The sequence below is a fragment of the Jeotgalicoccus marinus DSM 19772 genome, from assembly GCF_000425825.1.
Lineage (GTDB): Bacteria > Bacillota > Bacilli > Staphylococcales > Salinicoccaceae > Jeotgalicoccus > Jeotgalicoccus marinus.
Genome location: NZ_AUEE01000004.1, coordinates 188,328 through 203,037, shown reverse-complemented (window position 1 = coordinate 203,037; position 14,710 = coordinate 188,328). Strand labels below are relative to the sequence as shown.

The following is a 14,710-nucleotide window of genomic DNA, read 5'->3' as shown; positions in this document are numbered from 1 at the left end:
TAAAATGAACAACAAAGTGGTTCGTCTTTTGAATAACTATACTAAAAAAAGAGATAGTGAAAAGAAACAATTAAAGACTGAAGCGCGTGTGTCACGCCGTCGTGCCCTCGTTTTTGGCAGTGTGCTAATGATAATCGTTATCGTCTTATTGATGATTGGCATTAATCAAAAGAAGGCCAATCAAGAGCTAGAGCAAGAAGTTGCTGCAACATCTGAAGTCCTAGACAATAAAAATAAGCAGCATTCGGATCTCGAGCAACAGATTAAACAATTAAATGATGACAACTATATATTACGTATAGCAAGAAGTGAGTTCTTCTTATCAGAAGAAGGAGAACTAATCTTCAATTTACCAGAAGGTGAATCTGGAGAAGAAAGGCCGGAAAAGGAATAATCATTACATATGTAATGATTATTCCTTTATTAAGTGTTAATATATTAATGTATAACGATTTTGGGAGGATATTATATAAACATGTCAGTTGAAGCGGGCAGTAAAGTTATCGGCAAAGTTACAGGGATTAAACCATTTGGTGCGTTTGTTGAGTTACCAGGCGGTAAAACAGGCTTGGTTCACATTAGTGAAGTAGCGGACAAATATGTAGAAGACATCAATGAACACTTAAAAGTCGGTGACGAAATAGAAGTTAAAGTATTATCTATCGGTGATGATAACAAGATTAGTTTATCTATCAAGAAAGCACAAGATAAACCTAAACCAAAACCTCGTCAGAAGGCACCGTCACCTGAAGATTTTGAGAAAAAACTTTCAGGGTTCTTAAAAGACAGTGAAGAAAGAATGTCTACAATTAAGAGACAAGCTGAGTCACGTCGTGGCGGTAGAGGGCGTAGATAATGAAATGAAGAGGCCAGAGCAAGTCGCTCTAGCCTTTTTAGTTTTTATAAGGTGGTGCTACTTTTGAAGTTGAATATTTCATGGACAACAAAAAGTCATATTGGCCTGGCCTTGTCTGGTGGCATCGACTCTATGGTGCTCTATCATCTTTTGACGACGACTTACAAAGATACTTATAAAAGTTTGACCGTATTACACGTTAATCATAATCAAAGAGTTGCATCCATATCTGAGGCGGCTTACATAAAAGAAATGACTGAAAAAGATCGTGTAAACTTTGAGTCAGTTGTTCTTGATTTTGAGGGGCATTTTTCTCAAGAAGCAGGACGTAAAAAGCGGTATGCATTCTTTAGAGATATTGTAAAAAAACATCGTTTAAATGTTTTGTTGATGGCGCATCATGAGGATGATCAGTATGAAACTGTCTTGCATCAGCTATTAACTGGACGGTATTTACACGGCAACCTCGGTATACCAGAAGCCAATGAAAGAGCAGGTATAAAAATATCAAGGCCGCTGATGATGGTACGTAAAAGAGACATCAAGAAATATCAACGCACACATATGGTGAAGTATTTTGAAGATGAAAGTAACCATGAAGATACTTACACAAGAAATTATATTCGGCATCATATTGTTCCAGACATCGAAGACACAGAGACTTTAGATTTAAAGCAGTTAGTGAGCCTAAAAAATGACATAAATGCGTTAAGTGATTTTGTTAGTGGTTTTGCTAAAAACTTTACTAGTAATGGTAGTCTTTCGAGGGAAACTTATAAACAATATAGTCCATTAGTTAGAATATATATTTTAAATGCACTCTTATCTGAGTCATCAACTATAATGAGTCGAAAGGCTTTGGAATCACTTGATCAAACATTGATGTCAGGACCATCACAGACGGTATATCAACTTGATTCCCATACAGTACATATCGAATACGATCAAGTTTATGTAAAAAAAACAACGTTAAGCCCCATTAGCGAACCTCTGATTGTTGAGGATAATGGGAACTTTATTTATAATAATTATCATATCGTGGTAAAATTACCGAGTGATGAACTTCCGTTGACTATACGTCCTAGATTAGATGGTGACCGTGTTCAACTTAAACAAGGCGGTAGTAAGAAAGTCAGTCGTCTTTTTATCGATAAAAAGATAGTGGCAAGCGAAAGAGAGGCGATGCCGGTGGTTTTGAATCAACACGGTATAATTGTTGCAGTCGGTACCATTTATAATATAATTGAACCAGCTGAAAATCGAATTTTAAAGATAACGAAGGAGCAAGAAGATGACAATAAAAAATGATATCAGTGAAATTGTACTTTCTGAGTCAGATATAGATGCAATTAACAAACGTCTCGGAGAGAAAATCACTAAAGACTATGAAGGTAAGACGCCGATTATGGTGGGCCTTTTAAAGGGATCAATTATGTTTATGGCAGACCTCATTAAGCATGTGGATACACACATGGAAATTGATTTCATGGATGTCTCTAGCTATGTTGGGACAAAGTCAACTGGAGAGGTTAAAATACTTAAGGACTTATCAACTTCTGTAGAAGGTAGGCATATACTGATTGTTGAAGACATTGTTGAAACTGGAACAACTTTAAATTCTATTATCGAATTTCTGCAGTATAGAAAGGTTGCATCCATTGAAATTGTAACCTTATTAGATAAGCCTGTTGCAGAAAGAAAGTTAGATGTTAATGTAAAATACGTTGGAACAGAAATTCCAGATGGGTTTGTTGTAGGATACGGCTTGGATTTTGATCAAAAATACAGAAATTTACCGTACATTGGTTTGTTAAAACCTGAATTTTACAGCTAAATCATATCACTGGAAGTTAAAAGTTATTTTTGTTACTATTTTTTGTAATGTATTAGAAATGGAGGATTACGGATGCCGAAGAATACTGGCCGTAACATATTACTTATCGCCATATTAACAGTTGTCATGTTTGGTATATTCCAACGTTTCAACGGCTCTGACGGCGACGAAGAAGAACTTCAATATAATGAGTTCGTCGATGCCCTAGAAAATGGTGAAGTGGCTGAGTTAACATTGCAGCCTGAAAACAATGTTTATTTAGTTAGCGGTCGCTTAGCTGATCAAAGTGACCAAGAGTCATTTACTTCTGTTGTGCCTTTTAATAGTGCGGATGATATCCAGCAAATTACAGACACGGCACGAAATCAAGATGACCTAACATTTAATGTAGAACCTGAAGAAGAACCAAGTCCTTGGACAAGCATGTTATTTACAATTATTCCATTACTTATTATCTTCTTCTTATTCATCTTCCTCATGAGCCAAGCCCAAGGTGGCGGCGGAGGCGGCGGAGGCCGCATGATGAACTTTGGTAAGAGTAAAGCCAAGCTTTATGACCAAAGTAAAAAACAAGTTCGCTTCGACGATGTCGCTGGTGCAGATGAGGAAAAAGCTGAACTAGTGGAAGTTGTCGACTTCCTAAAAGATCCACGTCGCTTTGATAGAATCGGTGCCAGAATTCCTAAAGGGGTACTACTTGTTGGTCCTCCAGGTACTGGTAAAACATTGATTGCAAGAGCGGTAGCAGGTGAAGCAGGGGTACCATTCTTCTCAATCAGTGGTTCTGACTTCGTTGAGATGTTTGTTGGTGTTGGTGCATCTCGTGTACGTGATTTATTTGAAAATGCTAAGAAAAACTCGCCTTGTATCATCTTTATCGATGAGATTGATGCAGTGGGTCGTCAGCGTGGTGCTGGTGTTGGTGGTGGTCACGATGAGCGTGAACAAACACTAAACCAACTATTAGTTGAGATGGACGGTTTCGCAGATAATGAAGGTATCATTATGATTGCTGCAACTAACCGCCCTGATATTCTAGACCCAGCACTCTTACGTCCAGGTCGTTTCGACAGACAGATTCAAGTAGGGCGTCCGGATGTTAAAGGTCGTGAGGCTGTACTTAAAGTACACGCACGTAACAAGCCACTTGATGAGACTGTAGACCTTGCAGCACTTGCACAGCGTACGCCAGGTTTCTCTGGTGCAGACCTTGAGAACCTATTAAACGAAGCTGCTTTAGTCGCTGCTAGACAAAACAAGAAGTTGATTGATATGCGTGATGTCGATGAAGCGACTGACCGTGTGATTGCAGGACCAGCTAAGAAGAGTCGTGTAATGAGTAAGAAAGAACGTAATATCGTTGCCTACCATGAGGCAGGACATACGATTATCGGTATGGTCTTAGACGATGCTGAGACAGTTCACAAGGTTACCATTGTCCCTCGTGGACAAGCTGGTGGTTATGCTGTAATGCTTCCTAAAGAGGATCGTTACTTTATGACGAAACCAGAATTGGAAGATAAGATTGTTGGATTACTTGGTGGTCGAGTATCCGAAGAAATTAACTTCGGTGAAGTATCAACAGGTGCCCACAATGACTTCCAAAGAACAACAAGTATCGCTAGAAGCATGGTAACTGAATACGGTATGAGTGAAAAACTCGGTCCAATTCAGTTCGGTGAATCAAACGGTCAAGTATTCCTTGGTAAAGATATGTCTAACGATTCGAATTACTCAGATAGTATCGCTTATGAAATCGACCAAGAAATGCAAAACATTGTGAAAACACAATATGAGCGTTGTCGTCAGATCCTTACAGAGCATAAAGAACAGCTTCAATTAATTGCTGAAACATTACTTGAAGTGGAGACACTCGACAGAGAACAAATCGAAGGACTTTTCTACAACGGTAAACTACCTGAAAGAAACTTTGATAATGAACCTGTTGAGGAAGATAAGGATTCAGACAAAGCAGGAGCATCTTATGATGAAGTTAAAGAAAAGATGTCACATGATGAAAAAGACCTTGAGTCTGAAGAACAAGTTGAGGAAAGACCAGACATGGTTGAACCTGATGAGTCGACTGACCAAGAAAATCAATCTTCAAATGACTTAGAAGAAGACCGTAAAGATAACAGATAAGAAACTTTAAGCGCAGCGGATGATGCTGCGCTTATTTTTTCGTAGGAAATGACATAAAGCACGTAAATTGACTATCTTTGACGTTTCCTATATTATGCATGATAGTAAACTATGTTTATAAAAAATTTGATGTAAAAATCGTTTGGAGGAACGACTATGACAGACCACTTAATAAGGGGATTAGGATTAAATGATGAAGTAAGAATATTTGCTGTAGATACTACAGCTACTATAAATGAGGCAGTGCAGAGACATGTGGCTTACCCAACTGCAGCTGCAGCACTAGGTAGAGCGATGAGTGCAGGAGTAATGATGGGTGCTATGTTAAAAGGTGAAGACAAGAATACAATTACCATTGAGGGTGGTGGACCAATTGGTGCGATTGTTGTAGATAGTGATGCACACGGTCATGTTAGAGGATACCTTGGTAATCCACAAGTCCACTTTGATTTAAATGATCAAGGAAAGCTTGATGTGAGACGAGCAGTTGGTACAAATGGTTACCTTAGAGTCGCTAAGAATATTGGTTTAAAAGATAACTTTGTTGGATCTACTGAGATTGTTTCTGGAGAATTAGGAGAGGACTTCTCTTATTACTTCTATGCGAGTGAACAAGTCCCATCTATTGTCGCTTTAGGCGTGCTTGTAAACCCGGATAACACAATTCAAGCAGCGGGTGGCTTTATAATCCAAGTTTTACCTTCAGCAAGTGAGGAAACGATTAACCGGCTTAATGAACGTGCCAAAGAAATGACGCCGGTTTCTAAACTGCTCGCTAAGGGTATGACACCGAACCAAATTATTGATGAAGCAATCGGTGAGGAAAATTGGAGACAACTGAGTGAGATGCCAGTTAGTTTTGAATGTAACTGTTCTAAAGAACGCTTTATTAATGCGATAAGTGCCTTAGACCCTAAAGAAATTATGTCTATGATTCAAGAAGATGGCGGTGCTGAAGCGGATTGTCATTTCTGCCGTAATAAAGAATGGATTACAAAAGAAGAGCTTCAAGCCCTTATCACACACTAATTAATTGAAAAATAGTAGGGATAATGTTATATTATTCATAGTTAAAAACTAGGAATAGGAGTGTTTGATTGTGAGTAATGTATATAACAATATTTTAGAAACAATTGGAAATACGCCTTTAGTGAAATTAAATAAGTTAACAGATGAAAATAGTGCAGATGTCTATGTAAAAGTTGAATTTATGAATCCAGGTAGTTCCGTAAAAGATCGTATCGCCTTAGCGATGATTGAAGCTGCAGAAGAAGCAGGCAAACTTAATGAAAACACGATTATTGTTGAACCAACCAGTGGTAACACGGGAATTGGTCTGGCAATGGTAGCAGCTGCAAAAGGGTACAAATCAGTTCTTGTTATGCCTGATACGATGAGTAAGGAACGTCGTAATCTATTACGTGCATATGGTGCAGAACTTGTCTTAACACCAGGTGCTGACGGTATGAAAGGTGCAATTAAAAAAGCTGGAGAACTTGCTGAGAAAGATGGATACTTCATGCCCCAACAGTTCGAAAACCCAGCCAACCCAGAAATCCACGAGAGAACGACTGGTAAAGAGCTAGTGGAACAAGCGAATAGTGCTGGCTTGTCTATAGATGCTTTCATCTCTGGTATTGGTACAGGTGGTACGATCACCGGTGCAGGTAAAGTGTTGAAGGATAACTTTAAAGATGTACAAGTGATTGCTGTTGAACCAACGGATTCAGCAATTCTAAGTGGTAAAGAACCAGGACCGCATAAGATTCAAGGGATTGGTGCTGGCTTTGTACCAACGACATTAGACACAGATATTTATGATGAAATCATTACGATTGAAAATGAAGAAGCAATGGATACTGCTCGTCAGTTAGGTAGAGAAGAAGGTATCCTTGGTGGAATTTCTTCTGGTGCTGCTGTCTTAGCAGGACTTCAAACAGCAAAAAAACTAGGCAAAGGTAAAAATGTGGTCGTTGTACTACCATCAAACGGTGAGAGATATTTATCTACACCACTATTTAACTTTGAAGCTTAAGTCAATAATCTTAATCCAAACTAAAGAGCTTAGAGATCTATATGAACATAGATTTCTAAGCTTTTTTGTATGAGATTTTTAATCAGGCATGTATTTTTAAACATGTTATAATATGACTATTCAACAAATGTATAAGTAGAGGTTGGTATGATGGAAAAACTGAAGATAATGGGTATTTTAAACACAACACCAGACTCTTTTAGCGATGGTGGAAAATATGACTCTGTAGAGAAAGCCGTAGAGCGTGCCAAGGAAATGGTAGAGGAGGGCGTCGATATTATAGACGTCGGTGGCTACTCTACACGACCTGGCTATAGTGAAATTACAGTGGAAACAGAGATAGAGCGGGTTGTCCCTGTCGTACAGGCGATTCGAGCAGCAGGTATAAAGACAGACATCTCTGTAGATACATTTCGCTCAGAAGTTGCAAGGGCAGCCTTAGAAAAGGGTGCAACGATGATTAATGATCAGTGGCGAGGTCTTTATGATGAAAAAATCTTAGATATTGTTGCTGAATTCGATGCTGAAATATTCCTTATGCACAACAACGATCACGCTCAATATGAAGATGTGGTTAGTGAGATGATTGATGAGTTAAAATTATCAGCTGATAAAGCCCTTGAAGCTGGCGTTAAGAAAGAAAAAATTTGGCTGGACCCAGGTATCGGTTTTGTAAAATCTAGAGATGAAGAAATCGAGGTCATGCGTAACTTGGATGAACTCGTTAAAGAGGGATATCCTGTTTTACTCGCGACAAGCCGTAAACGTATGGTAAAAGAACTGATTGGTCATGATACAGATGCTGACGAACGGGACGCAGCAACCCTCGCAACAACGATTTTAGGCATTGATGCAGGTGTCGATGCTGTGAGAGTGCACAACGTAAAAATGAATAGGCAGGGTGCAGATGTCTATATGAAGTTAAAAGGTGAACTATAATGGATAAAATTCATATCAACGGTATTAAAACTTATGCTTATCATGGTGCAATAAAAGAAGAACGTGTGCTTGGTCAGTACTTTATTACTGACTTAGTAATTAGCTTAGATTTATCTCAAGCATCTTTGACGGATGATTTGAATGAAACGGTACATTACGGTGAAGTATACGAACTTGTTGAAAATATTGTTAAAGGTGATTCAGTGAGTTTAATTGAGCATTTAGCAGGGAAAATCAATGCCCAGCTATTTGACCGATATGCTAAAATAGTAGAAGTAGAAACTACGATTACTAAACCTAATCCACCGATAGATGGTAACTATGACAGTGTGGGTATTACCTTAAAAGGAAAGCGGGAAAGATAATGGCTATAGCGTATCTCGGACTCGGTAGTAATATCGGGGACAGAGAAGAGAGTTTAAGACAAGCCCTAAAAAAAATATCTGAAGTTCCTGGGATTACCGTTACTAAAATATCTTCAAGATATGAAACTAAACCATATGGTAAGACAGATCAGCCAGATTTTATAAATATGGCTGTAGAATTGGAGACAAATTTAACGCCTTTGGATTTGCTTGAAGTCGTACTTGGCATTGAACATGAACTTGGTCGTGTACGTAAGGAAACATGGGGTCCGAGGTCGATTGATATCGATGTACTCTTATACGAAGATTTGGAACTGGATTTAACAGATTTGAAGGTGCCTCATCCGGAAATGCACCTCCGTTCTTTTGTGATTGATCCGATGAGTGAAATTGCACCAAAAAGAGAACATCCAACTTTGAAAATGACAATCGAAGAAATTAAAAACAAATTAGATAACGAACAATAATGACTTTTAGGAGTGGAATATAGTGTCTGAAGAACTAAATGATCAGCTGGCTGTACGCCGCGAGAAAATGCAACAATTAAGAGAACAAGGATTAGATCCATTTGGTAAACGTTTTGACCGTTTACATTATACTAATGAACTCGTTGAAGAGTGGGACCAGTTCTCAAAAGAAGAATTAGCAGAAAGAGAAGATGAGTCAGTAACAGCAATTGCTGGACGTATCATGACTAAGCGTGGCAAAGGTAAGGCTGGATTTGCACATATCCAAGATATCAACGGTCAGATTCAAATATACGTTAGAAAAGATCAAATTGGTGATGAAGCGTTTGAGGTATGGAACCAGGCAGATTTAGGTGATTTTGTTGGTGTTAAAGGACCGATGTTCAAAACGAATACGGGCGAATTATCGATTAAACCAACAGAGTTTACATTACTTACAAAAGCCCTTCGTCCACTTCCCGATAAATATCACGGTCTAAAAGATGTTGAAGAGCGTTATCGTAAACGTTACTTAGATTTAATTACAAGTAAAGAGTCTAGAGAAACATTTATTAAAAGAAGTAAAATTATACAAGAAATGCGTAACTACTTAAATGAGAATGACTTCTTAGAAGTAGAAACACCAATGATGCACTCAATCGCAGGTGGTGCGCAGGCACGTCCGTTCATTACTCATCACAATGCTTTAGATACAGATTTATATATGCGTATTGCCTTGGAGCTGCATTTAAAACGCCTCGTAATCGGAGGTATTGAGAAAGTCTATGAAATTGGTCGCGTGTTTAGAAATGAAGGGGTATCTACAAGACATAACCCTGAGTTCACAATGATGGAACTATATGAAGCTTATGCTGATTACAGAGACATTATGACTTTAACAGAAGAGATGATTGCTTATATTGCTGAGAAAGTGAATGGGACGACTAAAGTTGTGTATGATGGTGAAGAGATTGACTTAGCACCAGAGTGGAAACGCGTGCACATGGTAGATATCGTTAATGAATATACAGGGGTTAACTTCTATGATATTAATTCAGTAGAAGATGCAAGAGAAGCAGCTAAGGCACACAATGTAGAAATTGGTGACAACATGCAGTATGGTCACATTCTAAATGAATTCTTTGAACAAAAAGTAGAAGAAGAATTAGTGCAACCGACCTTTGTATACGGCCATCCTGTAGAGATTTCACCGTTAGCTAAGAAAAATGATGAGGATCCTAGATTCACTGATAGATTTGAGTTATTTATCGTTAGACGTGAACATGCCAATGCGTTTACAGAGTTAAATGATCCGATTGATCAGCGTGAGCGCTTTGAAGCACAAGTTGCTGAGCGTGATCAAGGTAATGATGAAGCGCATGAAATGGATGAAGACTACCTAGAGGCGATGGAATACGGTTTACCACCAACAGGTGGACTGGGTATCGGAATTGATAGATTAGTAATGTTACTGACAGACTCAGCTTCAATCCGTGATGTTTTATTGTTCCCTTCAATGAGAGAAAGATAAGGAAAATCGTACTTATTCTTAAAGAATAAGTACGATTTTTGTAATTATTAATTTTGTGTAAAAATTGGTTGACAATTTAGGTGGTTATCGCTAAAATAATTAATAGTTTGATTTTGTTGCTATACATATTATGCGGAAGTAGTTCAGTGATAGAACATCACCTTGCCAAGGTGGGGGTCGCGGGTTTGAATCCCGTCTTCCGCTCCATTTTATTTTTTTTTTGCTTTTTCCCATATAAGGGCCTATAGCTCAGCTGGTTAGAGCGCACGCCTGATAAGCGTGAGGTCGGTGGTTCGAGTCCACTTAGGCCCACTAATATAAAAGGTCACTGATGAGTTTTCATCAGTGACCTTTTTGTTTCGAGTGAACTTTATTTAATGTGACCTTTTTCTATTAATGCTTTACGAATCTCAAGCATAGCAGTATAGGTGGCGATCATGTGGATTTTTGTCGTCGGTGCTTTTTCAATAGCTTCTACAACATTTTCTAGTGTACCAGCACTATCAAGTATTGAGGAATCGAATCCAGCAGTGAGCAAGCGATCTGTCATCTTATCGACTGCGATACCACCAGTAATTATTTGTTTGATGTCTAAGTCAGTTAGGGATTCAAAGTTTGTATCAGCTAACCAAGATAGGTCGACACCGTCTGCTGGTCGGTTGTTCAAGAGTGATACAAAAGTAAATGGTTCTTTTTCAAGTTTAATAAGATTCAATACCTGATCTAACCCTACTGGGTTTTTAACAACATTAAGGACGATTTTCTTATCGTATGCGACGATGACTTCTTGGCGACCGAAAACACGTTCATTGACATTAAATGCATCGACAATATCTTCTTTTGGAACATCAAAATGACGACCGACCGAGTAGGCTGCTAGGGCATTGTATATGTTGTATATTCCCGCATTATGCAGAGTGTATGTGTGATGGTCGATCGTAAATGTGGAATGCGTAACATCTAATTCTTTGACCGAAGTGACTCTATGGTCTAATTCAGGGCGTTTATACCCACAAGATGAACATGAATAGTCTCCAAGGTTTGCATAAGTATAAATTGTATACTCTAAATCATGTCCACAGTTTGGGCAGGCTGTGTCTGCTTTTGATTGGTTCCCTGTATCAACATTTGTGTCAAACCCAAAGAATTTTCTGCTGTTAGGTAGTGCGACAGAATTAAATAACGGTAAATCACCATTTGCTATAACAGTAGCATCTGGGGTACTGTTTGCAGCGTCTGTTAGCAACTCATATATTTTTTCTATTGAACCGTAACGATCGAGCTGGTCTGCAAATATGTTAGTATGTAGAAATACTTTAGGTTGTAATTCTTCTACAACATTTTTTAAGGATCCCTCGTCAACTTCTAAGACAGCAATGGCATCTTTTGTCACTCGCGGTGCATTCAGGAAGGCACCAACGATGCCTTGCTTCATGTTAGAACCTGCCTTATTAGTAATTACATTGTTATACTTCTTCGATAAAACACTTGTCGTTAGTGTCGTTGTTAAGGTTTTACCGTTCGTCCCAGTTACAACGACAACATCGTAAGACGCTGCTAAGTTTTTTAGCAGGTTTTTGTCGATTGATAAGGCAACCTTACCTGGTAAGCTGCTGCCTCCATTTGTATATCTCGTTAGGAAATAACTTAATGTTTTTCCGACGTTCTTGGCAATAGTGGATTTAATTGTCATTCGTAGCGCTCCTTTAAGTTCCTTATGAGAAACCATTATATCATTCAGTTTTAATAGGTACTATAATTTTTTGGAAAGCGTTATAATTATTATTAAGAAAATTCTAAGGAGAATGAATATGTTAGATTATCTAATGACCTTGGACCCTTGGCTACAGGCACTTATAGCAACCTTGTTCACATGGACAATGACGGGGCTCGGTGCAGCAGTTGTCTTTTTAACTAAAGGTGTTAGTGAAAACTTTTTAAATATCACGCTTGGCTTTGCAGGCGGTATCATGGTGGCCGCGAGTTTTTGGTCGCTTTTATCACCTGCGATTGATGCGAGTGCAGATAATCCAATAGGAGAATGGTTCCCTGCTTTAATCGGCTTTTTAGGCGGTGCCTTATTTATTTACTTCTTCGATAAAATTATCCCTCACCGTCATAGGGGAGAACACACTGCTGAGGGGCTTACAGTTGCTAGCTCCAGAAGAAGTACCTTACTAGTAACATCCTTAACACTTCACAATATTCCTGAAGGACTCTCTATCGGTATTCTCTTCGGTGCAGCAGGGTTGAGTCAAGATCCAGTCATGATTGCCAGTGCACTTACCTTAGCAGTAGGGATTGGTCTACAAAATATCCCAGAAGGTACTGCAGTTTCCATGCCGTTAAGAGCAGAGGGTTCATCTAAATTTCGAGCATTCTTTTGGGGCTGGATGTCAGCAATCGTTGAGCCGATGGCAGCACTTGTTGGTGTCTTGCTTGTGGCCTCAATGGAGCCAGTATTGCCGTATGCTTTAGCTGCAGGTGCAGGTGCAATGATATTTGTGGTGGTGGAGGAAGTTATTCCAAGCACACAAAAAAATGGTCATTCCGATGCAGCAGTCTTTGCATTCCTGATTGGATTTTCTGTGATGATGGTATTAGACGTAGCTTTAGGATAACAAAAAAGCCTCTAGGGTCTTCCCTAGAGGCTTAAAATTTATAAATTTTAATAGAAGAAACCGATGATTACAGAGCTTAAGATAGATACAAGAGTCGCACCGTATACTAGTTTAAGGCCGAATCTCGCAACTTTGTCTCCGCTCTCACCGTGAAGTCCTTTAACAGAACCAGCGATGATACCGATTGAACCAAAGTTAGCAAATGAGATTAAGAATACTGAAATCATTGCTTGTGTCTTCTCAGAAAGTCCTTCTGCAACATTTATGAATTCAAGAATTGCAACAAATTCGTTAGTGATTAACTTAGTTGCCATTAATGAACCGGCAGTTTGTGCCTCAGCCCAAGGAATACCCATTAGGAAGGCAACTGGCATAAAGATGTAGCCCAAGATATCTTGGAATGAAAGGTTTGAACCAGGAATTAATAAGAAAATCTGGTTCAGTAAACCGATTAGAGCGATGAAACCAATTAACATCGAACCAACGACGAGTACGATTTTACCACCATCGATGATGTAATCACCAAGGACTTGGAAGAAAGATTTACCTTTTTCTGGATTAGTTGAGATTTCAATGTCACCATCTTCGATAACTTCATCATATGGATTGATGATGTGTACGATGATGTAAACACTGAATAAGTTCAGTACAATCGCAATGATGACAAATTGAGGGTCTAACATTGTAAAGAATGCGCCGACAATAGAAAGTGAAATTGAACTCATTGCCTGTGCAGCTAATGTATATAAACGACGTGTTGTAAGCTTAGGCAGCTGATTTTTAAGAGATACGAATACCTCTGACTGTCCAAGCATCATAGATGCCGCACCATTGTATGACTCGATGTATGGCATTCCAGTAATCTTAGTCAGTAAGAAGCCTAATCCTTTTATGATGAAAGGTAAGATTCTAGTGTAAGAAAGAATACCGATAATTGCTGAGATAAAGATGATCGGTATAAGCACGTTGAATAGGAATACATCAACTGGTTCGCCTTCCGCGTTCGTCATCAAATCTCCAAACACAAATTGTGCACCTTCTCTTGCATATCCTAGTAAGTAGTCGAAACCGTTCGCTAAACCAAGGATAATCGTTTGTCCACCCGTAGTGTTAAGGAATAAGAACGTAGCGATAAACTGTAATGCAACTAATATTAATATGTTCTTCCAATGTTTGAACGCAAGTTTTTTGTTGCTACTTGCAATCCAAGCAAGAAAGACAGTGAATAGTATACCAACTATTCCCATTACAATACTCATTGTGAAAGCCTCCAAAAATTATTATGTAAGAAATATTGAAAATGATTTCATTTGTAAATTATATACCAAATGATACATTTATGCGATACTAAATTATTATAATGCAACCGGTTCCAAAAATAAACCCTTTTAATTAAAAATAAACATGTTATTTGCCAATTTTGTTCACAACTTGTATACTTTAGTCAAAGTAGGTCAAGGGAGAGTGATGAGATGCGTAATATGTCGGATATTATTGAAAAATATTTAAAAGAAATGATTGAGAAATCCGGTAACGAAGTCGTTGAAATAAAACGTGCGCACATCGCTGAAAAATTTGATTGCGTACCGTCGCAGTTAAACTATGTTATCAAAACGCGTTTTACAAATGAACATGGCTACGTCGTTGAAAGTAAACGTGGCGGTGGCGGCTATATAAGAATCACCAAAGTAGAAACACATTCTGAGACAGAATACTTAGCGCACTTACAAAATCTTATTGGGGATAACATATCTCAGTTGAATGCGGGTCACCTTGTTCAATCAATGTTTGAAAATGGTGTTATTACCTATAGAGAAGCACAGATCATCGATGCTGTTATGGAAAGAGAAGTTCTATCCATTGAGTTACCTTATAGAGACCGCTTAAGAGCGAAAATTTTACGCCGTGTAATCACGGCAATACTGTACGCTAAGGAGTGAA

The 14,710-nt window shown here is 38.6% G+C and carries 15 protein-coding genes and 2 tRNA genes; 15 read left to right on the top strand and 2 right to left on the bottom strand.

All coding sequences use genetic code 11. The features are described from left to right. Window positions 1-4 precede the first annotated feature (4 nt). From H624_RS0102495 to H624_RS0102435, 13 genes are all read left to right on the top strand, one after another. The gene (locus H624_RS0102495) at window positions 5-394 is read left to right on the top strand and encodes an FtsB family cell division protein (RefSeq protein ID WP_035855733.1); all 390 of its coding nucleotides are present in this window, start codon (window positions 5-7) and stop codon (window positions 392-394) included. Window positions 395-475: 81 nt separating this feature from the next. Next, entirely contained in the window at window positions 476-856 is a 381-nt protein-coding gene (locus H624_RS0102490; RefSeq protein ID WP_026866180.1) for a S1 domain-containing RNA-binding protein, read from the top strand. A gap of 63 nt (window positions 857-919) precedes the next feature. Beyond that, window positions 920-2,164, top strand: coding sequence for a tRNA lysidine(34) synthetase TilS (tilS, locus tag H624_RS0102485; protein ID WP_026866179.1), 1,245 nt, complete (start codon window positions 920-922; stop codon window positions 2,162-2,164). Next, window positions 2,148-2,690 carry a hypoxanthine phosphoribosyltransferase gene (gene hpt / locus H624_RS0102480; RefSeq protein ID WP_211220881.1) on the top strand — a complete coding sequence of 181 codons (543 nt, stop codon included), beginning with the start codon at window positions 2,148-2,150 and terminating at the stop codon, window positions 2,688-2,690. Before tilS ends, hpt begins: the two co-directional genes overlap by 17 nt. A gap of 72 nt (window positions 2,691-2,762) precedes the next feature. Beyond that, the gene (gene ftsH, locus H624_RS0102475) at window positions 2,763-4,832 is read left to right on the top strand and encodes an ATP-dependent zinc metalloprotease FtsH (protein WP_026866177.1); all 2,070 of its coding nucleotides are present in this window, start codon (window positions 2,763-2,765) and stop codon (window positions 4,830-4,832) included. A gap of 156 nt (window positions 4,833-4,988) precedes the next feature. Further along, window positions 4,989-5,861 (top strand): Hsp33 family molecular chaperone HslO, encoded by an 873-nt coding sequence (gene hslO / locus H624_RS0102470; RefSeq protein ID WP_026866176.1) that lies wholly within the window; start codon window positions 4,989-4,991, stop codon window positions 5,859-5,861. Between the two features lie 70 nt (window positions 5,862-5,931). Continuing rightward, window positions 5,932-6,867: a cysteine synthase A gene (gene cysK / locus H624_RS0102465; RefSeq protein WP_026866175.1), complete on the top strand. Its 936-nt coding sequence runs from the start codon at window positions 5,932-5,934 to the stop codon at window positions 6,865-6,867. Window positions 6,868-7,017: 150 nt separating this feature from the next. Beyond that, on the top strand, window positions 7,018-7,806 hold the full coding sequence (folP, locus tag H624_RS0102460) for a dihydropteroate synthase (protein WP_026866174.1): 789 nt from the start codon (window positions 7,018-7,020) through the stop codon (window positions 7,804-7,806). Continuing rightward, entirely contained in the window at window positions 7,806-8,171 is a 366-nt protein-coding gene (folB, locus tag H624_RS0102455; RefSeq protein ID WP_026866173.1) for a dihydroneopterin aldolase, read from the top strand. Before folP ends, folB begins: the two co-directional genes overlap by 1 nt. Then, window positions 8,171-8,638, top strand: coding sequence for a 2-amino-4-hydroxy-6-hydroxymethyldihydropteridine diphosphokinase (folK, locus tag H624_RS0102450; protein ID WP_026866172.1), 468 nt, complete (start codon window positions 8,171-8,173; stop codon window positions 8,636-8,638). The genes folB and folK overlap by 1 nt, the downstream gene beginning before the upstream one ends. Window positions 8,639-8,660: 22 nt before the next feature. Beyond that, entirely contained in the window at window positions 8,661-10,148 is a 1,488-nt protein-coding gene (gene lysS / locus H624_RS0102445) for a lysine--tRNA ligase (RefSeq protein ID WP_026866171.1), read from the top strand. Between the two features lie 132 nt (window positions 10,149-10,280). Then, window positions 10,281-10,355, top strand: a tRNA-Gly gene (locus H624_RS0102440). Window positions 10,356-10,386: 31 nt separating this feature from the next. Then, window positions 10,387-10,460, top strand: a tRNA-Ile gene (locus tag H624_RS0102435). Between the two features lie 58 nt (window positions 10,461-10,518). Here H624_RS0102435 and H624_RS0102430 read toward each other — a convergent pair. Further along, a complete protein-coding gene (locus H624_RS0102430; protein WP_026866170.1) occupies window positions 10,519-11,841 on the bottom strand; it encodes a MurT ligase domain-containing protein in 1,323 nt (440 codons plus the stop codon). A gap of 118 nt (window positions 11,842-11,959) precedes the next feature. Here H624_RS0102430 and H624_RS0102425 point away from each other — a divergent pair, with 118 nt between their 5' ends. Further along, window positions 11,960-12,769 carry a ZIP family metal transporter gene (locus H624_RS0102425; RefSeq protein WP_026866169.1) on the top strand — a complete coding sequence of 270 codons (810 nt, stop codon included), beginning with the start codon at window positions 11,960-11,962 and terminating at the stop codon, window positions 12,767-12,769. 47 nt (window positions 12,770-12,816) lie between these two features. On the opposite strand, the gene H624_RS0102420 is transcribed toward H624_RS0102425, so the two are convergent. Continuing rightward, window positions 12,817-14,028, bottom strand: a complete 1,212-nt coding sequence (locus H624_RS0102420) for a NupC/NupG family nucleoside CNT transporter (RefSeq protein ID WP_026866168.1) — start codon at window positions 14,026-14,028, stop codon at window positions 12,817-12,819. Window positions 14,029-14,241: 213 nt separating this feature from the next. Here H624_RS0102420 and H624_RS0102415 point away from each other — a divergent pair, with 213 nt between their 5' ends. Next, window positions 14,242-14,709 carry a CtsR family transcriptional regulator gene (locus H624_RS0102415; RefSeq protein ID WP_026866167.1) on the top strand — a complete coding sequence of 156 codons (468 nt, stop codon included), beginning with the start codon at window positions 14,242-14,244 and terminating at the stop codon, window positions 14,707-14,709. The last annotated feature ends 1 nt before the right edge of the window (window position 14,710 follow it).

Excerpts from the sequence above, each read along its gene's own strand:
- folP (WP_026866174.1), top strand. The coding sequence starts at position 7,018 with ATGGAAAAACTGAAGATAATGGGTATTTTAAACACAACACCAGACTCT.
- H624_RS0102490 (WP_026866180.1), top strand. The coding sequence starts at position 476 with ATGTCAGTTGAAGCGGGCAGTAAAGTTATCGGCAAAGTTACAGGGATT.
- H624_RS0102495 (WP_035855733.1), top strand. The coding sequence starts at position 5 with ATGAACAACAAAGTGGTTCGTCTTTTGAATAACTATACTAAAAAAAGA.
- H624_RS0102430 (WP_026866170.1), bottom strand. The coding sequence starts at position 11,841 with ATGACAATTAAATCCACTATTGCCAAGAACGTCGGAAAAACATTAAGT.
- H624_RS0102425 (WP_026866169.1), top strand. The coding sequence starts at position 11,960 with ATGTTAGATTATCTAATGACCTTGGACCCTTGGCTACAGGCACTTATA.
- ftsH (WP_026866177.1), top strand. The coding sequence starts at position 2,763 with ATGCCGAAGAATACTGGCCGTAACATATTACTTATCGCCATATTAACA.
- folB (WP_026866173.1), top strand. The coding sequence starts at position 7,806 with ATGGATAAAATTCATATCAACGGTATTAAAACTTATGCTTATCATGGT.
- folK (WP_026866172.1), top strand. The coding sequence starts at position 8,171 with ATGGCTATAGCGTATCTCGGACTCGGTAGTAATATCGGGGACAGAGAA.
- H624_RS0102415 (WP_026866167.1), top strand. The coding sequence starts at position 14,242 with ATGCGTAATATGTCGGATATTATTGAAAAATATTTAAAAGAAATGATT.
- H624_RS0102420 (WP_026866168.1), bottom strand. The coding sequence starts at position 14,028 with ATGAGTATTGTAATGGGAATAGTTGGTATACTATTCACTGTCTTTCTT.
- hpt (WP_211220881.1), top strand. The coding sequence starts at position 2,148 with ATGACAATAAAAAATGATATCAGTGAAATTGTACTTTCTGAGTCAGAT.
- hslO (WP_026866176.1), top strand. The coding sequence starts at position 4,989 with ATGACAGACCACTTAATAAGGGGATTAGGATTAAATGATGAAGTAAGA.